26 protein-coding genes and 1 tRNA gene are annotated in these 26,781 nt (G+C 64.0%); 17 read left to right on the forward strand and 10 right to left on the reverse strand.

Going from position 1 to position 26,781, the window contains the following annotated elements:
- The first annotated feature begins 1 nt into the window (after position 1).
- Genes C8K44_RS03025 through C8K44_RS03050 form a run of 6 tightly spaced genes read left to right on the forward strand, consistent with a single transcriptional unit; the run spans position 2 to position 3,743 of the window.
- Complete coding sequence (locus C8K44_RS03025; protein ID WP_109574438.1) at positions 2 to 466, forward strand: chemotaxis protein CheW; 465 nt, start codon at positions 2 to 4, stop codon at positions 464 to 466.
- Positions 463 to 1,362 (forward strand): protein-glutamate O-methyltransferase, encoded by a 900-nt coding sequence (locus C8K44_RS03030; protein ID WP_109574273.1) that lies wholly within the window; start codon positions 463 to 465, stop codon positions 1,360 to 1,362. Before C8K44_RS03025 ends, C8K44_RS03030 begins: the two co-directional genes overlap by 4 nt.
- Positions 1,359 to 2,432, forward strand: coding sequence for a chemotaxis response regulator protein-glutamate methylesterase (locus C8K44_RS03035; RefSeq protein ID WP_109574274.1), 1,074 nt, complete (start codon positions 1,359 to 1,361; stop codon positions 2,430 to 2,432). Before C8K44_RS03030 ends, C8K44_RS03035 begins: the two co-directional genes overlap by 4 nt.
- Entirely contained in the window at positions 2,410 to 2,799 is a 390-nt protein-coding gene (locus tag C8K44_RS03040) for a response regulator (protein WP_109574275.1), read from the forward strand. The genes C8K44_RS03035 and C8K44_RS03040 overlap by 23 nt, the downstream gene beginning before the upstream one ends.
- A gap of 32 nt (positions 2,800 to 2,831) precedes the next feature.
- The gene (locus C8K44_RS03045) at positions 2,832 to 3,338 is read left to right on the forward strand and encodes a chemotaxis protein CheD (protein WP_245417353.1); all 507 of its coding nucleotides are present in this window, start codon (positions 2,832 to 2,834) and stop codon (positions 3,336 to 3,338) included.
- Between the two features lie 21 nt (positions 3,339 to 3,359).
- Positions 3,360 to 3,743, forward strand: coding sequence for a hypothetical protein (locus C8K44_RS03050; protein WP_109574277.1), 384 nt, complete (start codon positions 3,360 to 3,362; stop codon positions 3,741 to 3,743).
- 76 nt (positions 3,744 to 3,819) lie between these two features.
- Here the strand turns inward: C8K44_RS03050 and C8K44_RS03055 are convergent.
- Positions 3,820 to 3,895: transfer RNA gene (locus C8K44_RS03055), tRNA-Ala, on the reverse strand.
- A gap of 302 nt (positions 3,896 to 4,197) precedes the next feature.
- Between C8K44_RS03055 and C8K44_RS03060 the strand changes: the two genes are divergently transcribed.
- Positions 4,198 to 4,488 carry a YggT family protein gene (locus tag C8K44_RS03060; protein ID WP_109574439.1) on the forward strand — a complete coding sequence of 97 codons (291 nt, stop codon included), beginning with the start codon at positions 4,198 to 4,200 and terminating at the stop codon, positions 4,486 to 4,488.
- A 7-nt stretch (positions 4,489 to 4,495) separates the two neighbouring features.
- Positions 4,496 to 4,810 carry a DUF167 family protein gene (locus C8K44_RS03065; RefSeq protein ID WP_109574278.1) on the forward strand — a complete coding sequence of 105 codons (315 nt, stop codon included), beginning with the start codon at positions 4,496 to 4,498 and terminating at the stop codon, positions 4,808 to 4,810.
- Positions 4,811 to 4,958: 148 nt separating this feature from the next.
- Here the strand turns inward: C8K44_RS03065 and ppa are convergent, their stop codons facing one another.
- The 5 genes from ppa to C8K44_RS03090 all read right to left on the reverse strand — a co-directional run bounded on the left by ppa (position 4,959) and on the right by C8K44_RS03090 (position 8,519).
- Positions 4,959 to 5,495: an inorganic diphosphatase gene (gene ppa, locus C8K44_RS03070; protein ID WP_109574279.1), complete on the reverse strand. Its 537-nt coding sequence runs from the start codon at positions 5,493 to 5,495 to the stop codon at positions 4,959 to 4,961.
- A 104-nt stretch (positions 5,496 to 5,599) separates the two neighbouring features.
- Positions 5,600 to 6,106 carry a GNAT family N-acetyltransferase gene (locus tag C8K44_RS03075; RefSeq protein WP_109574280.1) on the reverse strand — a complete coding sequence of 169 codons (507 nt, stop codon included), beginning with the start codon at positions 6,104 to 6,106 and terminating at the stop codon, positions 5,600 to 5,602.
- A 128-nt stretch (positions 6,107 to 6,234) separates the two neighbouring features.
- The gene (locus tag C8K44_RS03080; RefSeq protein WP_109574281.1) at positions 6,235 to 6,873 is read right to left on the reverse strand and encodes a TPM domain-containing protein; all 639 of its coding nucleotides are present in this window, start codon (positions 6,871 to 6,873) and stop codon (positions 6,235 to 6,237) included.
- Positions 6,874 to 6,875: 2 nt separating this feature from the next.
- A complete protein-coding gene (locus tag C8K44_RS03085) occupies positions 6,876 to 7,691 on the reverse strand; it encodes a YgcG family protein (protein WP_109574440.1) in 816 nt (271 codons plus the stop codon).
- A gap of 198 nt (positions 7,692 to 7,889) precedes the next feature.
- Complete coding sequence (locus tag C8K44_RS03090) at positions 7,890 to 8,519, reverse strand: LemA family protein (protein ID WP_109574441.1); 630 nt, start codon at positions 8,517 to 8,519, stop codon at positions 7,890 to 7,892.
- Between the two features lie 108 nt (positions 8,520 to 8,627).
- Here C8K44_RS03090 and C8K44_RS03095 point away from each other — a divergent pair, with 108 nt between their 5' ends.
- The 4 genes from C8K44_RS03095 to C8K44_RS03110 are packed head-to-tail and all read left to right on the forward strand — an operon-like array spanning position 8,628 to position 11,002.
- Positions 8,628 to 8,885, forward strand: coding sequence for a hypothetical protein (locus tag C8K44_RS03095; protein ID WP_109574282.1), 258 nt, complete (start codon positions 8,628 to 8,630; stop codon positions 8,883 to 8,885).
- Positions 8,886 to 8,889: 4 nt separating this feature from the next.
- The gene (gene pdxY / locus C8K44_RS03100) at positions 8,890 to 9,795 is read left to right on the forward strand and encodes a pyridoxal kinase PdxY (protein WP_109574283.1); all 906 of its coding nucleotides are present in this window, start codon (positions 8,890 to 8,892) and stop codon (positions 9,793 to 9,795) included.
- Positions 9,792 to 10,550, forward strand: a complete 759-nt coding sequence (locus C8K44_RS03105) for a DUF429 domain-containing protein (protein ID WP_109574284.1) — start codon at positions 9,792 to 9,794, stop codon at positions 10,548 to 10,550. Before pdxY ends, C8K44_RS03105 begins: the two co-directional genes overlap by 4 nt.
- Positions 10,551 to 10,582: 32 nt before the next feature.
- A complete protein-coding gene (locus C8K44_RS03110) occupies positions 10,583 to 11,002 on the forward strand; it encodes a nuclear transport factor 2 family protein (protein ID WP_109574442.1) in 420 nt (139 codons plus the stop codon).
- Between the two features lie 5 nt (positions 11,003 to 11,007).
- Here the strand turns inward: C8K44_RS03110 and C8K44_RS03115 are convergent, their stop codons facing one another.
- Positions 11,008 to 12,261 (reverse strand): multidrug effflux MFS transporter, encoded by a 1,254-nt coding sequence (locus tag C8K44_RS03115; protein ID WP_109574285.1) that lies wholly within the window; start codon positions 12,259 to 12,261, stop codon positions 11,008 to 11,010.
- Complete coding sequence (locus C8K44_RS03120) at positions 12,258 to 12,734, reverse strand: MarR family transcriptional regulator (protein WP_109574286.1); 477 nt, start codon at positions 12,732 to 12,734, stop codon at positions 12,258 to 12,260. The genes C8K44_RS03115 and C8K44_RS03120 overlap by 4 nt, the downstream gene beginning before the upstream one ends.
- A gap of 123 nt (positions 12,735 to 12,857) precedes the next feature.
- On the opposite strand from C8K44_RS03120, the gene C8K44_RS03125 reads away from it, so the two are divergent.
- The 3 genes from C8K44_RS03125 (at position 12,858) to typA (ending at position 17,895) form a co-directional block, all read left to right on the forward strand.
- Complete coding sequence (locus C8K44_RS03125) at positions 12,858 to 14,906, forward strand: M3 family metallopeptidase (RefSeq protein ID WP_109574287.1); 2,049 nt, start codon at positions 12,858 to 12,860, stop codon at positions 14,904 to 14,906.
- Between the two features lie 76 nt (positions 14,907 to 14,982).
- Positions 14,983 to 15,942, forward strand: coding sequence for a small ribosomal subunit Rsm22 family protein (locus tag C8K44_RS03130; RefSeq protein ID WP_109574288.1), 960 nt, complete (start codon positions 14,983 to 14,985; stop codon positions 15,940 to 15,942).
- Between the two features lie 132 nt (positions 15,943 to 16,074).
- A complete protein-coding gene (gene typA / locus C8K44_RS03135; RefSeq protein WP_109574289.1) occupies positions 16,075 to 17,895 on the forward strand; it encodes a translational GTPase TypA in 1,821 nt (606 codons plus the stop codon).
- 76 nt (positions 17,896 to 17,971) lie between these two features.
- Here the strand turns inward: typA and C8K44_RS03140 are convergent, their stop codons facing one another.
- On the reverse strand, positions 17,972 to 18,286 hold the full coding sequence (locus tag C8K44_RS03140) for a YciI family protein (RefSeq protein ID WP_109574290.1): 315 nt from the start codon (positions 18,284 to 18,286) through the stop codon (positions 17,972 to 17,974).
- 492 nt (positions 18,287 to 18,778) lie between these two features.
- Between C8K44_RS03140 and C8K44_RS03145 the strand changes: the two genes are divergently transcribed.
- Positions 18,779 to 23,569, forward strand: coding sequence for an NAD-glutamate dehydrogenase (locus tag C8K44_RS03145; protein ID WP_109574291.1), 4,791 nt, complete (start codon positions 18,779 to 18,781; stop codon positions 23,567 to 23,569).
- A gap of 102 nt (positions 23,570 to 23,671) precedes the next feature.
- Positions 23,672 to 25,051: an MFS transporter gene (locus C8K44_RS03150; protein ID WP_109574292.1), complete on the forward strand. Its 1,380-nt coding sequence runs from the start codon at positions 23,672 to 23,674 to the stop codon at positions 25,049 to 25,051.
- Between the two features lie 58 nt (positions 25,052 to 25,109).
- Here C8K44_RS03150 and purH read toward each other — a convergent pair whose 3' ends face one another.
- The gene (gene purH, locus C8K44_RS03155; RefSeq protein ID WP_109574293.1) at positions 25,110 to 26,726 is read right to left on the reverse strand and encodes a bifunctional phosphoribosylaminoimidazolecarboxamide formyltransferase/IMP cyclohydrolase; all 1,617 of its coding nucleotides are present in this window, start codon (positions 26,724 to 26,726) and stop codon (positions 25,110 to 25,112) included.
- Between the last annotated feature and the right edge of the window lie 55 nt (positions 26,727 to 26,781).

Raw genomic sequence — 26,781 nt, forward strand, 5'->3', positions numbered from 1 at the left:
CATGACCGAGACCATCAAACACGACAACACCACCCGCGAGCTCATCGCGTTCCGCATCGGCGATCAGGAGTTCTGCGTCGACATCATGTCGGTCCGCGAGATCAGAGGCTGGGCGCCCGCGACAGTGCTGCCCAAGTCGCCAGCCTTCGTGCGCGGCGTGATCAACCTGCGCGGCGCCATCCTGCCGATCGTCGACCTTGCGGCACGCCTCGGCTTTCAGCCGCCCGAACCCACTGTCCGCCATGTCATCATGGTGGCTCAGGTTGGCCAGCAGGTGGTGGGGCTGCTGGTCGACGCGGTGTCCGACATCTTGTCGGTGACCGATGACGCGATCCAGCCGACGCCGGACGTTGCCTCCGACATGGCCAAGACCTTCGTGCGTGGGGTGCTGGCCATCGAAGGCCGCATGATCAGCCTGATCGCGCTCGACAACGTCTTGCCGACACTCGAGCCGATCGCGGCATGAGCAACGTCAAAAACATCGACGCGCCGCGCCACCAGCGCCAGAGTCTGGTGGCGGGCGAGTTCGTGCTGACCGGCGAGGATATGCGGCAGATCGCGGCGATGCTTCATGCCGACGCCGGCATCCACCTGACCGAGGCAAAGGCCGCGCTCGTCTATTCCAGACTGTCCAAGCGCCTGCGCGCGCTCGGACTGGAGAGCTTTCGCGACTACTGCGCGCTGATTGCCTCGCGTGAGGGGCTCGACGAACGCCAGAAGATGCTGGCGGCGCTGACCACCAATGTCACCAATTTCTACCGCGAGCCGCATCATTTCGAACATCTGGCCAAGCAGGTGCTGCCGCCGCTGCTAGATGCGGCGCGGCGCGGCGGACGCGTCAGGATCTGGTCGGCCGCCTGCTCGAATGGAGCCGAGCCCTATTCGATTGCGCTGACCATCCTGTCCTTGATGCCCGAGGCCGCCAACTACGACATCAGGGTGCTGGCCACCGACATCGATCCGAACATGGTGGCGATGGGCCGCGAAGGGGTCTACAGCGAGGCCGCGCTGCGCCCTGTGCCGCCGGATCTGCGCCGCCGCTGGTTCACGCCAGTGCGCTCGGGTGAGGGCAACGCGTTCGGCGCCAACGAAGAGATGCGCACGATCGTCGCGTTCCGCGAGCTCAACCTCATTGGCGCATGGCCGATGAAGGGCCTGTTTCAGGCGATCTTTTGCCGTAACGTCGTCATCTACTTCGAAGAAGCGACGCAATCGCGTATCTGGAGCCGTTTCGTGCCGCTTCTGACGGCCGGCGGCCACCTCTATATCGGCCATTCCGAACGGGTATCGGGGCCCGCGACGGCGGACTTCCAGCCCGAGGGTATCACCACCTATCGGCTACGCGAGGCAAGCCCCTCATGAAGCAGGTCCGCGTCCTCATCGTTGACGATTCCGCTACCATGCGCAGCCTGCTTTCGGCGGTGTTGCGGCTTGATCCGGCCATCGAGGTGGTCGGTCATGCCGCCGACCCCCTGGAGGCACGCACCAAGATCAAGGAACTCAATCCCGACGTCATCACGCTCGACGTCGAGATGCCCAACATGAATGGCCTCGAGTTCCTCGAAAAGATCATGCGGCTCAGGCCCATGCCGGTGATCATGGTGTCGAGCCTGACCAGCAGGGATGCGACAGCCACGATCACCGCGCTGGAGATCGGTGCCTTCGATTGCATCTCCAAGGCCTCATTCAGCGACGACCGGGCCTTCGGTGCGTTGCAGGCTACGGTCAAGGCGGCCGCGCGTGCCCAGATCCGCCCGTTGGTGGGGAACACGCAGGCCAATGGACACCGCGAGCAGCCGGCTGGAAATGCCGACTATGTTCCCAATGGCAAGATCGTCGCGATCGGCTCATCGACCGGCGGCGTCGAGGCGCTGATTACGGTGTTGTCGCAGTTTCCCCAGAACTGCCCGCCTACTGTCATTACCCAGCATATGCCGGGAGCCTTCACCAAGAGCTTTGCCGAGCGCCTCAACCGGATGTCGCGGCCGCATGTCAGCGAGGCCGTCGATGGCGCGCCCCTCACGACCGGCCATGTCTATCTCGCCCCCGGAGGCGCCACGCACCTTGAAGTATCGGGGCCTGGTCAGCTGCGCTGCCGGCTGCGCAGCACCGACACCGTCAACGGTCACCGGCCTTCGGTCGACGTGCTGTTTGCCTCCGTCGCCAAAGCGACCGGTTCCAAAGCTGTCGGCGCAATTTTGACCGGCATGGGCCGCGACGGCGCTGCCGGACTTCTGCAGATGCGGCAGGCGGGCGCCAACACGCTTGGCCAGGACGAAGCCACTAGCCTCGTCTACGGCATGCCCAGGGTCGCTTTCGAAATCGGCGCGGTCGAGCGGCAGGCGCCGCTGGACAAGATCGCCGCCCACATCCTGGCGCTCACGCGCTCGAATTCCAATGGAGTAAAAAATGGCATTCCTCGAACACTTTAAGGTTCTCGTGGTCGACGACACGACGACCAGCCGCATCCTCATCACCGATGCGTTGCAGGAAATGGGCATCCGCAAGATCGCCATCGCCAAGGACGGCGAGCAGGCGCTGCGCGCCATGATGGAACAGCCCGCGCATATGGTGATCTCCGATTTCAACATGCCGAAGCTCGACGGCCTGCAGTTGCTCAAGGCCATCCGTTCCTACGGCCCCACCCGCACGACGCCGTTCATCCTTCTGACCGGCAAGGGCGACCGCAAGCTGCTGGAAAGTGCGGTGGCGCTTGGCGTCAACAACTTCCTGACCAAGCCGTTCACCACGCCGGCCCTGAAGAAGGCGATCGAGGCCATCGTCGGAGTGCTTAAGTGACGCTGGTTGCCAAAAGCCACCGCGTCACCGTCATGCGCGGCGAGTACCACGTGGTCCATGAAGGGGACGTCGTGCTGACGACCATTTTGGGGTCCTGCGTCGCCGCCTGTATCCGCGACCCCTACGCCCAGGCCGGCGGCATGAATCATTTCCTGCTGCCGGGCAACAATGTCCGCCAGTCGCTGGATGCCCAAAGCTACGGCGTCCATTTGATGGAGCTTCTCGTCAACGGGCTGCTGCAGCGCGGCGCCCACCGTCACAGGCTGGAGGCCAAGCTGTTCGGCGGCGCGCGCACCATCGAGGGCCTGTCGGACATCGGTGCGATGAATGCGGAGTTCGCCGAAACCTTCCTGCGCAACGAAGGGATCAGCATCGTGGGGGGCGATCTGGGTGGTGATCGCGGCCGCCGTGTCGAATATTGGCCCCTGACCGGCCGCGCCCGCCAGGTCATGCTCTCCGGCGACAAGGGCTTCGTCGCCCCGGTTTCGCCCAGGCAACCGCCGGTCGCGCAATCGGGCGGCTCCGTCGAATTCTTCTGATCCGCAAAAGGTCGTCTCACCATGCAGAAGCATGCCAGCGCACATTCCCAATCAGCGCTCACGCCCGTCACCGACATGCTCGGGCGCGTGAGCGTCGAGTTGCATGACATTGCGGCGGCAGTTGAGCGGATGCATCCGCTGGTCTCCGCCCAAAGCGGGCAGGCCACCATGCACGACCCCACCTATCTGCAAGCGCTGCAGGGTTTCGACCACATCGAACAGAAATTGCACTGCCTCGCCGGCTTCCTCGCCGACCTGAAGCAGGCTGTGCCGCCTGGCTGGCAGCTCGACCTGACGAGCGCTCTTGCTGCCATCACCCTTTCAGACCTGGCTTCCCGGCTGGCAGGCGAGGACGCCCAGATAGCGCAAGATGCATCGTCGTTCGGCGACTACGAACTCTTTTAGGGCAAAACGCGCCTATAGCGGCTCACCGGCTGCTCACCAGCGCAATTTGTAGCCAAGGCCTTGATGTTTGATCCACTGGTGGAGCTGAGGAGGATCGAACTCCTGACCTCGTCATTGCGAACGACGCGCTCTCCCAGCTGAGCTACAGCCCCGTCCAGCGGATGGCCGCATTTATTGGCTGCGCGAGGCGTCTGTCAAGCGAGCAGTTGACGTAGCGGCGATATAGCCCGACCACTCGTCACCATGACATGACGCGGAAAGGTTCCTTGGGGAGAATGGCCCGGTCCCCGGGGGCGAAGTCGAGCCGTCATGATGGGCTGGAGCAAGACAATGGCCGGCTGCGGACCGGGTGCTGCCTGGCCAATGGGGGAAGGAGGCGGAGGAGGTTCGGCCGCGCGGGGCTTGCCGCTCAGGCATGCAATGGCTAAATGTCGGCAATTCATTGGAGAACGGCATGCTCGCCCTTATTCAGACGATCGTTCTGGCCCTCGACCTGTATTGGTGGATCATCATCGCTTCGGCGATCTTCTCCTGGCTCTACGCCTTCAACGTGGTCAATCCGCGTAACCAGGTCGTCGGCACCATCGGCAACATGCTGTTTCGGCTGACAGAGCCGGCGCTGCGGCCGATCCGCCGCTTCATGCCCGACCTCGGCGGGATCGATATCTCGCCGATCATCCTGTTGCTGGCACTGTTCTTCGTCAGGCAGTTCATCCTGACCACCGTGGCACCGCTCGTCATCTGACCACGCTGTGTCCGGCTTCTTCAGGAAGCGTGACGACGGCGTCGAGTTGTTCGTGCGGCTGACGCCACGCTCTTCGAAGGACGCCATCGAAGGCGTTGAACAGACGGCCGACGGGCGTGCCCACCTGTCAGCTCGGGTGCGCGCCGTGCCGGAAAAGGGCGAGGCCAATGGGGCGCTCGAAAAGCTGCTCGCGGCCGCGCTCGACGTTCCCAAGAAATCGGTCTCGGTCGTCGCCGGCGCCACGTCGCGGCTGAAGACCGTACGCATCGCAGGCGATGCCGGCGACCTGGCCAAGCTGTTGACGGGGCTGGCCAGCGGCTGAGCGGGCACACAGGATTGCGCCGCGGCGGGTTTTTCCCTGGCCAAAGGCGTGCCGACGCAGCCGTTCAACGCTGCCCACAGGTCAAAGAAAAAGGGCGCGGCCGGCTGAAAACCGACCGCGCCCGTACCGAATGACCGTAAGGCCGATCTCAGGCCTTGAGCTGCTTGGCGCGCTCGATGGCTTCGACGATCATCTTCTTGGCGTAGGCCGCGTCGTGCCAGCCGCCGATCTTGACCCACTTGCCCGGCTCGAGATCCTTGTAGTGCTCGAAGAAGTGCTCGATCTGCTGGAGGGTGATCTCGGGCAGGTCGGTGTGATTGAACACGTTCTCGTAGCGGCGGGTAAGCTTGGGCGAAGGCACGGCGATGACCTTTTCGTCCTGGCCGGCATTGTCTTCCATGACCAGCACGCCGATGGGGCGCACGTTGATGACGCAGCCGGGGACGAGCTGGCGCGTGTTGCAGACCAGAACGTCGATCGGGTCGCCGTCGCCGGAAAGCGTGTGCGGCACGAAACCGTAGTTACCCGGATAGTGCATCGGGGTGTAGAGGAAGCGGTCGACGACGAGCGTTCCAGCCTCCTTGTCCATCTCGTACTTGATCGGCTGCCCGCCAACGGGCACCTCGATGATCACGTTGACATCTTCGGGCGGGTTCTTGCCGATCGAAATGGCGTCGATGCGCATTGGGAAAGCTCCAGATTAAAGGTGCCTCCCGATAAACGCCTTGGGCCGCGTGTGCAATGCAATATTGATTCGACCAAAGCCATGGCGCTTTGGCCGGCCAAGGGTCATTCCCAGACGAAGGCGACCTTCTTGAGCGCCTTCTGGTCGAAAACCTCGACACCTTCGGCGATGTCGCGGCCGCCGGCACCGGCGTAGAACGACAGCGCGTTCTCGTTTTCTTCGAGCGCCCACACCACCATGCCCTTGAGGCCGTGGTCGGCGAGGCGCTGGCGGGCTGCAGCGAACAGACGGCTGCCGAGCCCGATGCCCTGGCATTCGGGACGGAGGTAAAGTTCGTAGATCTCGCCCTGCTGCTTGAGCTCACGGGCGCGGTTGCGGCCGAGGGTGGCGTAGCCGGCGACCTTGCCGCCGATCTCGATGACCAGGACGGTCGCGGCGCGCCTGATGGCGTTGGCCCACCATTCGCCGCCGCGGCGGTTGATCATTGTCGTCAGGGCGCGATGGGGAATGATGCCGGAATAGGCACCGCGCCAAGCCTCGTGGTGGACCTCTGCGATGGCGTCGGCATCGCGGGGCTCGGCTTTTCTGATGTCGATGGTCAGCGTGTTCATAGTTTCTTAACCATAAACCGCGTTTCGACAGTTGCAAAGAGTCCGCCAGGGGCTGGACCGGCCTTTCACACGATTGGGAACGTGGATCACGGCAAGGTGTGTCCAAATGGACTCACCATCGCGGCAAGCTAGATTTCGACGAGGTGATCGTCGAGTTCGTTGGCGTCGTCGGATGCTATCGGGAAATGCTCGGAAAGCAGGGCGCCGACAGTGGCGATTGCCGACACAAATCCATCGGCGAGGCGGTTTTCGCGCGCCTGTTCGATCAGGTCGCCGACGATACGGTCCCAGGCAGGCTGCGGCACCTTGGCGTTGATGCCGGCGTCGGCGACGACCTCGGCATAACGCTCGGCCAGCGAAACAAAGACCAGCACGCCGGTGCGTGAAGTCGTGAGATGGATGTTGCGGGCGTAGAACTGCCGGAGCGCGTTGGCGTGCGCTGCGCGCCAAAGCAGGCGGCGCGGCACCAGCCAGATGCGCAGGCCAGGTGCCCACCACAAAAGGGCGCAGGCAGCCGCGACCGCAAGCAATTGGACGATGACAAAATGCGGAAGCCTGACCGCGACCCACCAATGTTCGAGCGCGAAGGCGGCCAGCATGCTGACCAGCAGGATGCCGACGGTGACAGCAAAGGCAGAGGCGAAGAAATAGCCGTCGCTGCGGTGAGCGACGACACAATAGATCTCGCCCGCCGTTTGGGCTTCGGCGGCGCGGATGGCAGCGGCGATGCGTTCGTGGTCACCGGGGTTGAGGGTGGTTTGGGTCATGTCTACCAGCTCCCCGACGATCCGCCGCCACCGGAGGAGCCGCCTCCGCCGGAGAAGCCACCTCCGCCCGACGACCAGCCGCCGCCACCGCCCGACCAGCCTCCGCCGCCCGAGCTCCAGCCGCCACCCGAACCGCCCGAGCGCTGGTTGTAGTTGAACGTCATGCCAAGCCAGATGTAGCGACCAGGCCCGAGCTTGCGGCCGTAGATGCGCGGCAGGATCGCCATGGCCATGCCGCCGAAGAACAGGACGATCCAAAGCGCGATGAAGACGAAGAAGATGATGTCGTCTTCGCTCATGCCTGTCAGGGCGGTCTGTTCGTTGCGCTTGGCGCGAGCCTCGAGCTCGGCGCCTTCACCTTCGACCACCATGACGATGTCGTCGACGGCCTTGGAGATGCCGCCGGAAAAGTCACCCGCGCGGAAGGCCGGCACCATGGTGTTTTCGATGATCAGCTTGGTGTGCAGGTCGGTCAGAACGCCTTCGAGACCGTAGCCAACCTCGATGCGCATGCGCCGGTCATTGGGGGCGACGATCACAAGCACGCCATTGTCCTCGCCCGCCTGGCCGAGCTTCCAGGCGCGGTACAGCCGGTTGGCGTAGGGTTCGATCTCTTCACCATCGAGGCTGGGAACGGTGGCGACGACGATCTGGTCCGAAGATTTCTGCTCGAATGCCTGGAGCTTCTGCACCAGATCGGCCTCGGTGGCCGGGTCGATGATGCCGGCATTATCGACGACGCGGCCGGTAAGGGCGGGGAGTTCGGCGGCAAGGGCGGGAAGGGAGATTAGCAATGCCGAAACAATCAGGACCAGCAGCCGAAAAAACGCCCCAAGGAAAGGGTCGCGCCGCCCCTCATCCGCCTGCCGGCACCTTCTCCCCGTAGCGGACGGGGAGAAGGGACAAGCGGCAACGCCGACGCCCCCCTCGCCCCGTTTACGGGGAGAGGGTAAGGGTGAGGGGCATAGCTCGCCCATCCGCGAGAAAAGCACTGCTTTGACGCCTGACCGCTGCGGTCACCCGCCCTGCTTAGTGCCGAAATTGACTTTTGGCGCCTCGAGCTTGTCTTCGGCGACGGTGAAGTTCTGGAATGGCTGATTGCGGAACCACAGGGAGTTCCACAGCATGGAGGGGAAGGTCTTGAGCGAGGTGTTGTAGACGCGAACCGTCTCGATGTAGTCGCGACGGGCGACCGCGATGCGGTTTTCGGTGCCTTCAAGCTGGGCCTGCAGCGCCATGAAGTTCTGGTTGGCCTTGAGATCGGGATAGTTCTCGACAACCGCGAGCAGGCGCGACAGCGCGCTCGTCAGCCCCGCCTGGTTGTCCTGGAAAGCCTTGAAGGCATTGGGGTCGGTCAATGTCTCGGGCGTGACGGTGACCTGGGTTGCCTTGGCGCGGGCCTGGACGACGCCTTCGAGCGTGTCCTGTTCGTGCGAGGCGTAGCCCTTCACCGTTTCGACGAGGTTGGGGATGAGATCGGCGCGGCGCTGGTATTGGTTCAGCACTTCGCTCCAGGCGGCTTTCGCCTGCTCTTCCTGTGTCGGGATGGTGTTGTAGCCGCAGGCCGAAAGCAACGGCACGACGACGGCCAGGAAGACGAACGCTGGAAGCAGGCGGAAAGCAGGAAGTGCCGGCGAAGCTTGCATGCGCATCGGATTGTCCTCGACAAAGCAACTGATGCCACAGCATTATCACAAACATGGCCGGAAAAAACCGGCGTTCGATTTGGCGATGATGCCGGGAGAACTTTGACGATGGCGTCGCCTCGAGACAGCGACGGCGAAAAGGAATCGCGCCGTATCCTCGACCGCATTGCGCGTGAGAGCGATCCCGGCGGGGGATCTTTCGTCGCGCGCAAGACCAGCGAGATGCGCAATCATCTCAGCGCCGCCGACGTGAACAAGGCCGATCCTATCGAGCATATCGGCACGCGCATTGGCCGCATCCTAGGCTTCGTGCTGACCGTTGGCCTGACCCTGTGGCTGATCAACTATCTCGTTCGAGGCGGATAATTCCATGACATCTGAAGCCGGGACAGCCGCGCCACGCGCGGTGATCGTCGTGTCGAGCCATGTCGCGCGCGGGTCGGTGGGCAACCGCGCGGCGGTGTTCGCGCTTGAGACGCTGGGACATCCAGTCTGGGCGGTGCCGACGGTGATCTTGCCCTGGCATCCCGGCCACGGCCGCGCGACCCGCATCGTACCGCCGACCGAACAATTTGCCGCCTTCATGGCCGATCTCGAACGGGCGCCGTGGCTGGGCGAGGTGGCGGCGGTGCTGTCGGGCTATCTCGGCGAGCCAGGCCAGGTGGAGGCCGTGGCCTCGCTGGTCGAGACGGTGAAGGCGAAGAACCCGAAGGCGCTTTATGTCTGCGATCCTGTCATCGGCGATTCCGGCGGACTCTATGTCGCCGAGGCGCTGGCGGCAGGCATTCGTGACCGGTTGCTGCCCTTGGCCGATATCGCGACGCCCAATCGCTACGAGCTGGAGTGGCTGGCGGGCGCCAAGGCCGACGACATGCGCGCGACCATGGCGGCTGCCCTCGGGCTCGGGCCGGCAACGATGCTGGTAACCTCGGCGCATGCGATGATGGCCGGTGGCACCGGCAATCTGCTGGTCACCCAGACGCAGGCGCTGCTGGCCGAACATCGCACGGTCGAGCAGCCACCCAACGGACTTGGCGACCTCAGCGCCGCGGTTTTCCTGGCGCGGTTGCTTGCCGGCCAGACGGCAGGGAAGGCGCTGCAAACGACCACCGCTTCGGTCTACGAAATACTCGCCCGCACCTCCAAACGCGGCGGTGATGAACTGCAGCTGGAGACCGATGCGCAAAGCCTGTCGCATCCGATGGCGATGGTCGAACTGCGGACGCTGATCCATCCATCGCGGAGCCGAAAACCCAGTCTGGATTCAGGGGCGTGACGGTTGCCGGCGTCGATGGCTGCAAGGGTGGCTGGATCGCTGCGATCCGCAGCGACGCCGGGACACTTCCGAGAGCCGAGGTGTTCTCCAGCTTCGAGGGACTTCTGACGGCGTTGCCTGACGAGGCCATTGTGGTGGTCGACATGCCTATCGGCCTGCCTGACTTCACGATCAAGGGAGGGCGTGGACCCGAGGCTTTGGTGCGGCCGCTGCTCGGCCAGCGGCAGTCGAGCGTGTTTTCGATCCCCTCGCGAGCGGCAGTTCATGCCGAGACGGCCGACTTCACAGACCTTGAGGGCTGGTATGCCGCGCATCGCCGGGCGAGCGAGGTTGCAATGCAGACCTCCGAACCGCCACGTGGCGTGTCGATCCAGGCTTTCGACATCTTCTCCAAGATCCGCGAGATCGACGCGCTGATGATGGCGCGGCCGCACTTGCGCGAGCGCGTGATCGAATCGCATCCGGAAGTGGCGTTCTGGCGGTTGAATGACGGGCAGGCGATGAGCCTGCCGAAGAAGGTAAAGGGTCGTGTGAACCTCGCCGGCATGGAAGAGCGGAGGATGCTGCTGGCGCGGTGCGGCCATCACCGTGCTTTTCTCGATCAAACACCGCCGCGCGGCGCTGCACCTGATGATTTTCTCGACGCTTGCGCAATGATGCTGATTGCCGAACGGCACAAGCGCGGGGAGACCACAAGTTTTCCGTCGCCGCCTGGCAGGGATGCCTATGGCATTCCGGTCGCGATCTGGGTTTAATGGCCCGGACGTTCGTTGCGGAGGAAGCGGCGATGAAGGCTGTCAGGGCAATCGTTGCAGGCGCTGTGCTTGCCATGGCCATTTGCGCCGTGCCGCTCCAGGCGCTCGCCCAGCAAAGCATCATCGACCGTTGGTATGATGCCTTGCTGAAAGCCGATCGCGCCGCGCTTTCGGAGCTGCTGGCCGATGATGCGACGATCACGCTCGACGATCTCGACGTGACCCAGTCCAAGGCCGAGTTCATCGCCTCGATGGATGAATGGGAAACGGCGGCCAAGGGCGCCACCATCCGCCACAAGATCGAGAGCGAGGTGGGCGACACCACGATGGTGCTGACCTGCTACGACTTTCCCGGCAACGACATGACGATGCGCGAGATGTTCACGACGAGGGATGGACGCATCGTAGCCAATACGCAATCGACGGTTGGCGACGGTTGCGAAACGCCATGACGCGATTACTTCAGCCGCGTCATCAGTGAGGGTTCGGGCAGGCGGCGCCAGATCAGCCATGACACGATTGCGACAAGGCCCATTGCGGGAATGACCGTGGCGAGAGCGTTGACCGGATCACCCATCCATGCCGCCACCGCGCCGCCGACCATGCCGGCGCCCATCTGGAAGAAGCCCATCATGGAAGAGGCGGCACCTGCATTTTTGGGGAAGGGGGCCATGGCCGCCGTCATCATCGCCGGCGTTACCATGGCGATGCCGAAGGCGTAGGTGCCGACTGGGACCATGACGAGCAGGAACGTGGGCTCATATGTCCTGAGCAGGATGGCCATGGAAATGGCGCCGATGGCAACGAAGGTCAGGCCGACCGGCACCATGCACACGGCGCCGAAGCGGGGCATGAGCATGCGCATGACGACCGCTCCGGCCATGAAATTGGCCGTCTGCATCAGCATGCCGATGCCGAACTGGGTTGGAGTCAGGCCGACACGCTCCATCAGGATGAAGGCGAGCACCGTGGCCTGGGTGTAGATCGCGCCTGTAGTGCCGGCGATGACCAGGCAGCACAGAACGAAATAAGGGCTGCGAAACAGCGAGCCGTACGACGTGATGAGCGCCGTCGGGCGGATGCGGCTCAGGTCGCGCGTCACCGTCTCGCGCAGGACGAACATGGCGACCAGCATGACAACGATGCCGAGCAGCACCATGACGATGAAGATGGCATGCCAGCCGAAGAACTCCATCGTCAGGCCGCCCAGCGTCGGGGCGATGGCCGGGCCGAGCGCCAGAAGGATGCCGATCATGTTCATGATGCGGGCCGAGCGCTCATGGGTGAAGACGTCGCGCACGACCGCGCGCGCCACCGACACGCCCACGGCGGCGCCGACGCCCTGGAGGAAGCGGGCGGCGACCAGTGTTTCGATATTGGGCGCCATCAGCGCCAGCACGCTCGCCGCGAGATAGATCGCCATGAAAACCAGCGTGATCGGGCGGCGGCCGAAACCATCCGACAGCGGGCCGCAGATGAGCTGGGCAAAGGCGAAACCGCCGAAATAGAGCGACAGCGTCATCTTGACCGCCGCCTCGGTGGTGCCGAAGGCTTGGACGATCTCGGGCATGGCCGGGGTGAACAGCGCCAGCGAGATCGGGCCGATGGCGACCATCAGGCCCCCGATCACGGAGACCCGGCGTTCGCTCATGATCGGTGTGGCGGTAACTTCCAATGGTTCGGCCATGGCAATGTCGGTTCGCATGTTCATGCCGCCGCATCCTCGCTCGAAAGCGCTTCGGTGCGAACTGCAAGCAGGTTGGACCGGGCGGTGCGCAGCGCGGCCAGCACGCGCTGCCAGTCGTCGGGATCGATGCCGTGGGCGGCTTCGCTGCGGATCGATGCGGCGATCGGCTCGATCTGCTTGACCACCGTCGAGCCAGCGTCGGTCAGGGTGACGAGCTTGGCGCGACGATCGGCAGGGTCGGGCTGGCGTTCGACAAATCCCTTGGCCTCGAGCCGGTCGACCAAGCCGCTCAGCGTCATTGCCTCGATGCCAAGGCGATCGGCAAGGGCGGTCTGACGGATCGGGCCGGCGCGCAATACGTTGAACAGCGCACGGCCCTCGCCGGTCGTCAGGCCCAGGCCGGCTTCGGTTGTGCGGCGATCCATCTCGGCGCGGATGATGCGCGACAGATCATTGACGATGAACCCGAATGTGTCGGTGTCGAGGCCGGTGGGCATTTTGCTAAGTAATCCTTATTATATGTCTCACTTAGTTTGCCGCAGGCGACGAGTCAATCCGGTTGCGCAGCCTCAGGTACGGCCCTACATCGAGGCTGTTCGCAGTTATCAAGGAATCGCTTCATGTCTGCTCAGATCGATCTCGCGCGTCATCCACTGACCCATTGGGCCGGGCTGCTTGGCCTGCCGGATTTCACCAGGATCGAAGACGGCGATTTCGGGCCGGTGTTCGATGCGGCCCTTGCCGCGCACGCCGCCGAGGTCGAGGCAATCGCCAACAATGCCGAGCCGGCCACGATTGCCAATACGCTCGAAGCGCTGGAATTGGCGGGCGAGCCGCTCGACCATGTCTCGTCGATCTTCTGGTGCCGCGCCGGGGCGCATACCAATGACGCAATCCAGGCCATGGAGCGCGAAATTTCGCCGAAGATGGCCAGGCATTTCTCGGCGATTTCGATGAACGAGAAGCTGTTTGCCCGTATCGACGATCTCTACGCCCGCCGCCTCTCGCTCTGCCTCGATGCCGAGGCGTTGCGTGTGCTTGAAAAGACCTGGAAGGGTTTTGTCCGGTCGGGCGCCAGGCTCGACCCCGAAGGCAAGAAGCGGCTCGCTGCGATCAACGAAGAACTCGCCTCGCTGGGCGCCAAGTTCGGCCAGAACGTGCTCGCCGACGAAAAGGAATGGGTGCTGTTTCTCGACGAGGCCGACCTCGACGGGCTGCCGGACTTCTTACGCGGGGCGATGGCCCAGGCGGCGGAGGCTCGCGGCCAGAAGGGCAAGTATGCCGTCACCCTGTCGCGCTCGATCTACGAGCCCTTCACCACCTTCTCCGAGCGGCGCGACCTGCGCGAAAAGGCGTTCAATGCCTTCGCCGGGCGCGGTGAAACAGGCGGCGAGACGGACAATGCGGCCGTTGTGCGCGACACGCTGAGCCTGCGCGCCGAAAAGGCCAGGTTGCTCGGTTACGGCAGCTATGCCGCGCTCAAGCTCGACGACACCATGGCCAAGACGCCCAAGGCGGTGATGGAGCTTCTGGAGCCGGTGTGGAACAAGGCGCGCGAGAAGGCCGCCGCCGACGAGACCGAATTGCAGCGCCTGGCAGCGAGCGCAGGCAGCAACGACAAGCTCGCCGCCTGGGACTGGCGTTTCTACCAGGAGAAGCTGCGGGCCGAGAAATACGCCTTTGATGAGGCCGAGCTGAAGCCGTATCTCCAGCTCGAAAAGATCATCGATGCCTGCTTCGATGTCGCGACCCGGCTGTTCGGCATTACCTTCAAGGAAGTGCCCGGCATCGCCGCCTGGCATCCCGATGCCAGGGTGTTCGAGGTGTTCAACGCCGACGGCAGCAAGCGCGGGCTGTTCCTCGCCGACTATTTCGCCAGGCAGTCGAAGCGCTCGGGCGCCTGGATGAGCGCGCTCCAGTCGGGCTACAAGCTGGGCAAGGGCTCGACGCCGATCATCTACAACATCATGAACTTCGCCAAGCCTGCGGCAGGCGAGCCGGCGCTGCTGTCGTTGGACGAGGCGAAGACGCTGTTCCACGAGTTCGGCCATGCGCTGCACGGCATGCTGACCGACGTCACCTGGCCGTCGGTCGCGGGCACCTCCGTGAGCCGCGACTTCGTCGAGCTGCCGTCGCAGCTCTACGAGCACTGGCTGACGGTGCCGGCGGTGCTGGAAAAGCACGCGCTGCACTACAAGACGGGCAAGCCGATGCCGAAGGAGTTGCTCGACAAGATGCTGGCGGCCAAGACCTTTGGGGCTGGTTTCGCTACCGTCGAGTTCACCTCTTCGGCGCTGGTCGACATGGCCTATCACGCCCGACCGGATGCTCCTGCCGAGCCAGCGGCGTTCGAGGCCGAGACGCTGGAAAAGCTTGGCATGCCCGAAGCGATCGTCATGCGTCACCGCACGCCTCACTTCCTGCATGTGTTCTCGGGCGAAGGCTATTCCGCCGGCTATTACTCCTACATGTGGTCGGAGGTGCTCGACGCCGACGCCTTCGCCGCCTTTGAGGAGACGGGCGACGCGTTCAACCCTGATATGGCCGAGAAGCTGCGCAAGTATATCTATTCGGCCGGTGGCTCGGCCGATCCGGAAGAACTCTACAAGGCCTTCCGCGGCAAGATGCCGTCGCCCGAGGCGATGATGGAAAAGCGCGGCCTGGTGTAGGTCGCACGCTTCAGGTCAGGCTGGTTTGCTCCGCCGGGCCTGAAACGCCTGAGCTAGTGCGGATCTAAAACGACATATGGAACTACCAGCAACATTGCGGGCTGCCGTCGACCGGGCTCTCGAGGGCGTGGCGCTCGCCGAGCTGCAGCGCGCAGCCGACATTTTGTCGAGCCGTTATCGTGCCGAGACTCGAGACGGGCGGCTGCACCTGTCCGACGAGCTGTTTGCCAATGCCTATCTGGCGACCCGGCTGCCGGCGACGTTCGCCGCTGTTCGAGCCAGCCTGCAAAGCGCTGCCGAGTTGATGCCCTATTTCGAGCCGAAGAGCCTGCTCGATCTCGGTGCTGGTCCCGGCACGGCACTTTGGGCGGCTTCGGACTGCTGGCCGACAATTGCCTCCGCGACCATGCTCGAAGCAAGCCAGTCGATCCGCAAGGTGGGCATGGAATTGTCGGATCGTTCGGGCGTCGAACATGTCGAATGGCGCGCGGCGGATGCCTCCAAGAGTTTCCAGGCAGAAAAAGCCGACCTGGTGACGCTCGCTTATGTGCTGGACGAATTGTCACCGGCCGAAGGCTTGGCGCTGGCCGAGCGGCTGTGGGCGGCAACAACCGGCTTGCTGGTGATCGTCGAGCCGGGCACGCCGGCCGGCTGGCGGCGGATGATGGCGGTGCGCTCGCGCCTCGTCGAATTGGGCGCGCATCTGGCGGCACCTTGTCCGCACAGCCAGGCCTGTCCGATCATCGAACCCGACTGGTGCCATTTTTCACGGCGCGTGGCGCGCTCACGCTTGCATCGCCTGACCAAACGCGGCGACGTGCCGTGGGAAGACGAGAAATATATCTTCGTGGCCGCGTCGCGGACACCGGCCGAGGCATTCCGGTCACGGGTCCTGGCACCAGCGCGCGGCGGATCGGGAAAGATCCAGCTGAAGCTGTGCCAGGAAAATGGCTCGATCGACGAAAAGCTGCTTACCAAGCGTGACGGCGAGCTGTTCAAGACGGCACGGCGAGTCGACTGGGGCGACATTTTGTAGCCTTGCCGGGGCACGGAAAATCAGCCGATTTAACCGCCCCCCTTTCGCATTTGCGAAAAAACCTGTATGAGCCCGCCCACACGAAACGCGGCGCGTCGACAGGCAGTGCCCGCAACGCTCCCGAGTAGACATATGAACCTCCGCAATATCGCGATCATCGCGCACGTTGACCATGGCAAGACCACGCTCGTCGATGCGCTCCTCAAGCAATCCGGTTCGTTCCGTGAAAATCAGCGCGTCATGGAGCGCGCGATGGACTCGGGCGACATCGAAAAAGAACGCGGCATCACCATCCTGGCCAAGGCGACATCGGTCGACTGGAAGGACACCCGCATCAACATCGTCGACACGCCGGGCCACGCCGATTTCGGCGGTGAGGTCGAGCGTATCCTGTCGATGGTCGACAGCGCCATCGTTCTGGTCGACGCCGCCGAAGGCCCGATGCCGCAGACCAAGTTCGTGGTCGGCAAGGCCCTCAAGGTCGGCCTCCGTCCGATCGTCGTCATCAACAAGATCGACCGCCCAGACGCCCGCCACCAGGAAGTCATCAACGAGGTGTTCGACCTGTTTGCGGCGCTCGACGCCACCGACGAGCAGCTCGACTTCCCCATCCTCTACGGTTCGGGCCGCGATGGCTGGGTTTCCGAGAACCCGGAAGGCCCCAAGGACCAGGGCCTGGCGCCGCTGTTCGACCTCGTGCTCAAGCATGTTCCGGCACCGACGGTTCACCCCGGCCCGTTCCGAATGATCGGTACCATCCTCGAGGCTAACCCGTTCCTCGGCCGCATCATCACCGGCCGCATCGAGGCGGGCACGCTGAAGCCGAACCAGGCGGTCAAGGTGCTGCACCATGACGGTTCGCTGCTGGAAAACGGCCGCGTCACCAAGATCCTCGCGTTCCGCGGCATCGAGCGCCAGCCGATCGACGAAGCCCATGCAGGCGACATCGTCGCCATTGCCGGCTTGTCGAAGGGCACCGTCGCCGACACGTTCTGCGATCCGTCGGTGAGCGAACCGATGGCCGCCCAGCCGATCGATCCGCCGACCGTCACCATGTCCTTCATCGTCAACGATTCGCCGCTGGCCGGCACCGAGGGCGACAAGGTCACCAGCCGCGTCATCCGCGACCGCCTGATGAAGGAAGCGGAAGGCAACGTCGCGCTCAGGATCGAAGAATCGGCCGACAAGGATTCGTTCTTCGTCTCCGGCCGTGGCGAATTGCAGCTTGCGGTTCTGATCGAGACCATGCGCCGTGAAGGCTTCGAGCTCGCCGTTTCGCGTCCGCGCGTCGTCATGCAGAAGGACGAGGACGGCAACCTGCTCGAGCCGATAGAAGAAGTCGTCATCGACGTCGACGAGGAGCATGCCGGCGTCGTCGTGCAGAAGATGTCGGAGCGCAAGGCCGAGATGGTCGAGCTTCGTCCTTCGGGTGGCAACCGCCAGCGCCTGGTGTTCCATGCGCCGACGCGGGGCCTGATCGGCTACCAGTCGGAACTTCTGACCGACACGCGCGGCACAGCCGTCATGAACCGCCTGTTCCACTCGTACCAGGGCTACAAGGGCGAACTGCCCGGCCGCACCAACGGCGTCCTGATCTCCAACGAGCAGGGCGAGTCGGTTGCCTACGCCATGTGGAACCTCGAAGATCGCGGCCCGATGGTCATCGACGCCGGCGTGAAGGTCTACCAGGGCATGATCATCGGCATCCACAGCCGTGACAACGACCTCGAAGTGAACGTGCTGAAGGGCAAGAAGCTGACCAACATCCGCGCCGCCGGCAAGGACGAGGCAGTCAAGCTGACCCCGCCGATCCGCATGACGCTGGAACGCGCGCTGGCCTGGATCCAGGACGACGAACTGGTCGAAGTGACGCCGAAGACCATCCGTCTGCGCAAGCTCTACCTCGACCCGAACGAGCGCAAGCGCTTCGAAAAGTCGAAGGGCGCGGCATAAGCCACGCAGCACCAATCAAAAGGGCGTCTCGCTGGAGGCGCCCTTTCTTGCATGCGGCGGCGAGTGCTCTTCGTACTCACATATCAATGATCGGCGCGACCTCGACGGAGCCGCCGGCCACCAGGATCGGGCAACCCTTGGCGATGCGCGCAGCATCCGCAGGATCCTTCGCGTCGACAACGGTATAGCCGCTGACCGGATTGGCGCCGCCGTCATTGGTGACCGCGCCATTGGCTCCAACTGTCTGCGACTTGCCGACCGGAGCCCCGCCGTCGACGACGGATGCGCCAAGCGTGGCGAACCAGTCTGTCCAGGCCTTCATGATTTTCGCGCCTTCGGCCTCGGATGCCGGCTTGCCGCCGCCGTGATAGACGAAGAGAAACTTGCTCATGACATCTCCTCCGTGGCGTGCCGACATGCCGGCCACCCGGCATCGTGCCAGCGCGCGCGCTATTCATTCGCCGATCCCTTGCCATCGGCAACCCGCGCTGGTTCCCGTCGCGGAAAGTTGATGATCGGCAGCCGTGGCAAGCGCTCCGAAGTTCTTTGGTGCTGCTGTCGACATTACCGACCGCGCTTGGGTGTTTGAGGTGGCCAGGCAGCCAATTTCTGCGGCAATCCGGCGATTCGAATCACGAATCGGGTGAGCGCGACGGCCATGGCGGACGCGGCTGCTCCCGTTGCCGCAAGGGAAAGGCGATTTATTTAGTCAGGCTTTGGAATTGGCGTCCCTTTGGGACGCAGCGTAAGCCTAATTTATGGGCACTTTCTGCCCATTGCCTAGGCGTTTTTGCCAACCTTCCGTCAAACCTTTGTCGCTAAAGGCGGGCCATCTGCTACGATAGTCGTAAAAGCATGTGACGGGACGGGAGAAACTAGCGTCATGTCCGAATCAATGAAGTCGACGGCGAAATCCGCCAAGACTGCATCCGCCTCCAAATCCTCCGAGAGACCTCCCCAGCTCCTTGAATTGCTGCTTGCCCGGGCCCCGGCCGAGGACGTGGCCGATTACGAGCCCGGCATGCTGGAACGCGCGGCCGAGCTGGCAGAGCAGGCCGTGCTCCAGCATCGCAAGGGCTCGTCGGTGATCGATATCGCCACCGACGCCGGCATCCTTCGCCACGGTCGACCGGTAGCTGTCGTCACCGTCGTCAACGACAACATGCCCTTCCTGTTCGATTCGGTGCTCGGCGAGATCACCGAGGCGGCCGGCGAGCCGGTTCTGGTCACGCACCCGGTGATCACGGTCCGTCATGGCCGCACCGGCGTCGACGAAATCCTGAGCGACGGCGGTACGCACAGGGGCGAAGACGCTGCCAAGGTCAGTGTCATCCATGTCCATATTCCGGCACAAGGCAAGGAAGCGGCGGAGGCGCTACGCGAACGGCTGAAGAAGCTGCTCGGCCAGGTGCGCGCGGCGGTCGCCGACTGGAAGCGCATGCTGGCGCGGCTCGACCAGGCAATTTCGGAATTCCGCTACGCGCCGATCCCGCTCGACAAGAACCTTGTGACCGAAGCCATCGCCTTCCTCGAATGGCTGCGCGACGACAATTTCACCTTCCTTGGCATGCGCGAGTTCCAGTATTCGGGGGGCGAAAAGAGCGGCATGCTCGAGCGCGCCGACAAGCCCGGGCTCGGCATCCTTGCCGATCCCGATGTGCTGGTGCTGCGCCGCGACACCGTCGATGCGACGTCGACGACGCCTGAAATCCGCGCGTTTCTCCATGGTCCGGAACCGCTGATCGTGACCAAGGCGAATGCCAAGTCGGCGGTGCACCGCCGCGCCTATCTCGACTATATCGGCGTCAAGACCTACGACGCCGAGGGCCAGCTTTCGGGCGAACTGCGCATCGTTGGCCTGTTTACGTCGACAGCCTACACGCGTTCGGTGATGAAGATCCCCTATCTGCGTTCCAAGGCTGAGACGGTGATCCAGAAGTCGGGCTTCGACCCCGCCGACCATTCGGGCAAGGCGCTGACCAACGTGCTCGAATCCTATCCGCGTGACGAACTGTTCCAGATCGCCGTGCCGACGCTGCGCAAGCATGCCGAGGCGATCCTCGGCCTGATCGAGCGGCCACGCGTGCGCGCGCTTGTGCGGGTCGACCAGTTCGACCGCTTCGTCTCCGTGCTGACTTTCGTGCCGCGCGACCGCTACGATTCAGTGGTGCGCGAGAAGATTGGCGCATATCTCAAGAGCGTCTTCGAGGGCCGGCTATCGGCCTATTACCCGGCTTTCCCGGAAGGCGGGCTGGCGCGCGTTCATTTCATCATCGGCCGTTCCGGCGGCAAGACGCCGAAGGTCGAGCAAGCGGCGATCGAGGCGGCTATCCGCGACATCGTGACGACCTGGGAGGACGGGCTGCGCGAGGCTTCGGCTGAAGCAGGCTCACCGGCAGCACTCGTCAGTGTCGCCATGCATTTCCCGCAGGACTATCAAAACAGCTTCTCGCCGGCGGCGGCGCTGCTGGATGCCGAGCGGATCTCGACGGTCGGCCGGAGCAATCCGATCGTCATCGACTGCTATCGCGACACCGGGCAGAAACCGGAACAGGCTTCGCTGAAGATCTATCACCACGGCGCGCCGGTGGCGTTGTCACGGCGCGTGCCGCTGCTCGAGAACATGGGTTTCCGCGTCATCAGCGAACGCACCTTCGAACTCGGCGAGAAGGGCGAAGACCAGATCTTCATCCACGACATGGAACTGGAGAACGCCTACGGCCAACCGATCGACCTCGCCGACGGCGGCCTGCTGTTCGAGGAAGTGTTCCTGTCGGTGTGGAACAGCGATGCCGACAATGATGGCTACAACGCGCTGGCCCAGACGGCGGGGCTCGGTTCCAACCAGATCGTGATCCTGCGTGCCTATGGCCGCTATCTCCAACAGGCAGGCATTCCGCAGAGCCAGGATTTCATAGCCGCGGCACTCAACCGCTATCCCGATATCGCGCGTGGGCTGCATGGGCTGTTCCTGGCCAGGCTCGACCCGGCGCAGGAGAACGATGGGCTCGTCACCGCCAAGCACCTCAAGGCCAAGATCAAGGATGCGCTGGAAACGGTTCCGAATATCGACGACGACACCATCATCAGGCGCTACGTCAACCTGATCGAGGCGTCGCTCCGGACCAACCACTTTGTCTCGGGCAAGAAGGAAAAGGGCCAGTCGCTGGCGATCAAGCTCGATTCGCGCAGCATCGACGGGCTGCCCGAGCCACGTCCATGGCGTGAGATCTTCGTCTATGGCTCCGAAGTCGAGGGCGTGCATCTGCGCTTTGGCTCGGTCGCTCGCGGCGGCTTGCGCTGGTCCGACCGGGCGCAGGACTACCGCACCGAAGTGCTGGGACTGGTCAAGGCTCAGCAGGTCAAGAACGCCGTGATCGTGCCGGTCGGCGCCAAGGGCGGCTTCTTCCCCAAGCGCCTGCCTGTCGGCGGCAGCCGTGACGCCACCTTCGAGGCGGGCAGGGCGGCTTATGTCAACTTCGTCTCCTCGATGCTGTCGATCACCGACAATATCGACGGCGACAAGGTCGTGCCGCCGAAGGGTGTGGTGCGGCGCGATGTCGACGACCCCTATTTCGTCGTCGCCGCCGACAAGGGCACGGCGACTTTCTCGGATACCGCCAACGGCATCAGCGAGGCGCACGGCTTCTGGCTCGACGATGCCTTCGCCTCGGGCGGTTCGGCCGGCTACGACCACAAGAAGATGGGCATCACCGCGCGCGGGGCCTGGGAAGCCGTGAAGCGGCATTTCCGCGAGATGAACCGCGATATCCAGACGACGCCCTTCACCGTCGTCGGCGTCGGCGACATGTCGGGTGACGTGTTCGGCAACGGCATGTTGTTGTCTGAGCAGACACGCCTGATCGCTGCGTTCGACCACCGTGACATCTTCATCGATCCCGATCCGGACATGGCGGCGGCGTTTGCCGAGCGCAAGCGCATGTTCGACCTGCCTCGTTCGAGCTGGCAGGATTACGACAAGTCGAAGCTCTCGGCGGGTGGTGTGATCGTTTCACGCGCGCAGAAGTCGGTGACGCTGCCGACTGCGGCAGCCGCCGCCATCGGTCTCGACAAGACCACTGCTTCGCCGACCGAGATCATGAGCGCCATCCTGCGCGCGCCTGTCGACCTGCTGTGGTTCGGCGGGATCGGCACTTATGTGCGAGCCAGCGGCGAAACCAACCAGGAAGTGGGCGACCGCGCCAATGACGCGATCCGCGCCACCGCAAGCGCGGTGCGCGCCAAGGTAATCGGCGAAGGCGCAAATCTCGGCGCAACCCAGCGGGCGCGCATAGAGTTCGGGCTCAAGGGGGGACGTTGCAACTCCGACGCCATCGACAATTCGGGCGGGGTCAACTCGTCCGACGTCGAGGTCAACATCAAGATCGCGTTGGCGTCCGCCATGCGTAGCGGCGGGCTTCAGCGCCCCGCGCGCAACAAGCTGCTGGCCGAGATGACGGAGGAAGTGGCGGGCCTGGTGCTTGCCAACAACTACGAGCAGACGCTGGCGCTGTCTCTTGCCGCAAGGCGCGGCGTCCAGGACATCGCGCATCAGGGGCGCTTCATAAGCGCGCTCGAGGCGCGTGGACTGCTCGACCGCGCGGTCGAAAACCTGCCAAGTGCCGCAGCACTTGCCGAGCGCCAGACGCGCGGCGAGCCGCTGACCCGGCCCGAGCTCGGCGTGCTTTTGGCCTATGCCAAAATCGTGCTGTTCTCCGATATCGTCGCCAGCGACCTGCCCGACGATGCGCAGTTCGCCCGCGATCTGATGAGCTATTTCCCCGATCGCATGTCGAAGAAATACGAAGCCGAGATCAACGGTCACCGGCTGCGTCGGGAGATCATCACGCGCGTGCTGGTCAACGACCTGGTCAATCGGGGCGGGCCGTCCTTCGTCAACCGACTGCAGGAGGCCAGCGGTCGCTCCGCGGCGGACGTGGCACGTGTCTTCGCCGTGGTGCGCGACGGCTTTGCACTGCCCGCGCTTTATGCGGAGATCGATGCGCTCGACAATATTGTCGACGGCATGACGCAGCTCGACCTTTATCAGGCGGTGAGCCGGCTGCTCTTTGCCACCAGCGGCTGGTATCTCCGCAACCACCACGGCGATGCACCGCTGGCGAGCCGCATAGCCGAGCTGCATGAGGCGCGCGCGGCTCTCGAAAACAAGTTCGCAGGGATGCTGCCCGCCTTCACCCAGGACCGCATCCAGAAGCGCAAGGCGGGCTTCGCCGCGGCCGGGGCACCGGAGAAGCTGGCCGAGCGGCTGTCGCTGCTCGAAGTCGGCGAACTGGTGCCCGACATCGCGCTGGTGGCCAAGACGGCCAAGGCCGACATCGTTGCCGCCGCCAAGGCGTTCTTCGGGGTCAGCGAGGCGTTCCGCATTCCGCGCATCGAAGACGCCGCCAATGCGATATCGAGCTCCGACTATTATGAGGGGCTGGCGCTGTCGCGGGCATCGGACACGATCAGTGCGGCACGTCGCGGCATCGCGGTTGCGGCGCTGACCGGTTTCGGCAGCGCTCCCGATCCTGTCGCGGCCTGGCTCGAAGCGGGTGGTGAACGCATCAACCGCACCCGCGAAAGGCTGCAGGCGCTGACGGAAGGTGGCGACATCTCCGTGTCGCGTCTGACGGTTGCCGCCGGGCTGATGAGCGATCTGTCGGGCCGATAACGGTTTTCGACCTGGCCTGCCGCCATTGAGGCGGCAGGCGTTTTCCCGAGCGAACGAACTGCGCTATAGCTCCAAGCCGCGCTGATGCGGCGTGGTGGAGGGATGATGGCTGATTCGATGGTGGTTCAACGCACGCCGCGGCGCGGCGTCTGGGGCTGGATGTTCTTCGACTGGGCAGCGCAGCCTTTTTTCACCGTGGTGACCACTTTCATCTTCGGGCCCTATTTCGTTGCGCGCATGGCAACCGATCCAGCCATGGGGCAAGCTGCCTGGGGCTACGGTATTGCCGCGGCAGGCTTCGTCATCGCAATATTGTCGCCGGTGCTTGGTTCGATCGCCGACCAGACCGGCCCGCGCAAGCCGTGGATCGCGTTCTTTGCGGCGATCAAGATTACCAGCCTCTGCCTGCTCTGGTACGCGGCTCCGGGCTCGCCGCTCGTGCCGGTGGTGCTGCTGTTTTCGCTCGCTTCGGTGGCGGCGGAATTCTCCATCGTTTTCAATGATTCGATGATGCCGCGCCTGGTTTCCAAAGAAGAGATCGGCAAGGTCTCCAACATCGCCTGGGGCCTTGGCTATCTCGGCGGCATGATCGTGCTGATCTTCGTCGTTGCGTTCATGGCGGCATCGCCTGAAACGGGCAAGACCATCATCGGCGCAACGCCCGTGTTCGGGCTCGATTCCGCGCTCGGCGAGGATGCACGCGCCACAGGCCCTATTGCGGCGCTGTGGTATTTCGTCTTCATCCTGCCGATGTTCTTCTTCACGCCGGACAGCGGCAAGGGCATCGCCATCCGCCCTGCCGTGCGCCTTGGTCTTAGCGAGCTCAAGTCGACGCTGGGTGAAGTGCGCCAGCGCACCGGCATCTTCCGCTTCCTCGTTGCCCGCATGATCTACCAGGACGGCGTCAACGCGCTGCTGGGTCTGGGCGGCGCCTTTGCCGCGGCGATGTTTGGCTGGTCGATCACCGAGATCGGCATTTACGGCATCATCTTGAACGTCGTCGCCATCTTCGGCTGCCTGGTCGCAAGCCGGCTCGATACCGGCTTTGGTTCCAAGGTCGTGGTGGTGGCTTCACTGGTGCTATTGACCATCGCCACGGTCGGAATCGTATCGACCGGACCAGGCTACACGCTTTTCGGCCTGTGGCAGATGCCGGGCGCCGACACCGGAGGGCTGTTCGGAACGGCAGCAGAGAAGGCCTACATCGCCTTCGGGCTTTTGGTGGGCATAGCTTTTGGGCCTGTGCAGGCGTCGTCGCGCTCCTACATGGCGCGAAGCGTGTCGGCCGACGAGGCCGGGCGATATTTCGGGCTCTATGCGCTGTCGGGCAGGGCGACGAGTTTCGTTGCACCCTTCGTGGTTGCCACTGTCACGGCCTTGAGCGGTTCGCCACGCCTCGGCATGGCGACGATCATCATCTTCTTCGCCGTCGGGCTCGCCGTGCTCTTGCGCACGCCCTATCCGGCCGACGAGGTGAAATAGAACACCCTGCTCTGATCCACCGCCGGATCGACCCTCCCCGCAAGGGAGGGTGAAGGCCTCAGTGCCGGAAGTGCCTCACGCCCGTGAAGACCATGGCGATGCCATGCTCGTCTGCTGCTGATATGACGTCGTCGTCCCGCATCGAGCCGCCTGGCTGGATGACGGCGGTTGCGCCTGCCTCGACCGCCGAAAGCAGACCGTCGGCGAAGGGGAAGAATGCGTCGGAAGCGACGACCGAGCCCTTGGTCAACGGCTCCGCCATGCCGGCTGCTTCAGCCGCGTCGAGCGCCTTGCGGGCGGCGATGCGGGCCGAGTCGACGCGGCTCATCTGGCCGGCGCCGACACCAACGGTGGCGAGGTCGCGGGCATAGACGATGGCGTTCGACTTGACGTGCTTGGCGACGCGGAAGGCGAACTTCAGGTCTTCCAGTTCGCTCTGGGTCGGCTGGCGCTTGGTGACCACCTGCAGTTCCAGCGCATCGACGACAGCGTTGTCGCGCGACTGGACGAGCAGGCCGCCGGCAACCGATTTCACGGCCACGCCGGCGCGATCCGGGTCGGGCAGGCCGCCGGTGACGAGCAGGCGCAGGTTCTTCTTGGCGGCGATGATCGCCTGCGCCTGGGGGGTGGCGTCAGGCGCGATGATGACCTCGGTGAAGATCTTGACGATTTCCTCGGCAGCCTCGGCGTCAAGGATGCGGTTGAGCGCGACGATGCCGCCGAACGCCGAAACCGGATCGCAGGCCAGCGCCTTGGCATAGGCCTCGGCGAGGGTGGCGCCTTCGGCGACGCCGCACGGATTGGCGTGCTTGATGATGGCGACCGCCGCGGTGCGGACAGGATCGAACTCGCCGACGAGTTCGAACGCGGCATCGGTATCGTTGATGTTGTTGTAGGAGAGCTGCTTGCCCTGCAACTGGGTTGCCGTGGCAACGCCGGGACGCTTGTCGCCGGTCAGGTAGAAGCCGGCTGACTGGTGGGGGTTTTCGCCATAACGCATGACGCTCTGCAGTTTGCCGCCGAAGGCGCGCCAGTCGGGCGTTTCGATCTCAAGTGCCTCGGCGAACCAGCCCGAGATCGCTGCGTCATAGGCGGCGGTGCGCGCAAAGGCTTTGGCAGCGAGCTTCTTGCGGAACTCGTAGGACAGGCAGCCATTGTTGGCGACGATGCTGTCGAGCACCTCCTTGTAGTCGGCCGGATCGGTGACGATGGCGACATAGGCATGGTTCTTGGCCGAGGCGCGGACCATGGCTGGGCCGCCAATGTCGATGTTCTCGACGATCGAGGCGTAATGCGCGCCGGAATTGCGCACCTCCTCGAAGGGATAGAGGTTCACCACGACAAGGTCGATCGGCTGGATGCCGTGCTCGGACATGGCCGCCACATGTTCGGGATCGTCGCGGACACCCAGAAGCGCCCCATGGACCGAGGGATGCAGCGTCTTGACGCGGCCATCCATGATCTCGGGAAAGCCGGTCAGCTCCGAGACGTCTCGGACCGCGATTCCCTCGGCGGCGATGGACTTGGCCGTGCCGCCGGTGGAGACCAGCTCGACACCGACATTGGCGAGACATTGGGCGAAGCCGATCAGGCCGGTCTTGTCGGAGACCGACAGCAAGGCGCGGCGGATCGGTACCAGGTCGGGAGCGGGGATCTTCTTGGAAATCACGGCCATGGCGAGGGGGCCTTTCACGGCTGGGAGGGAGACGCGGTTACGCGCGGCCTAGCAT

Origin of the sequence: Aminobacter sp. AP02 (assembly GCF_003148805.1) — a bacterium.
GTDB lineage: Bacteria > Pseudomonadota > Alphaproteobacteria > Rhizobiales > Rhizobiaceae > Aminobacter.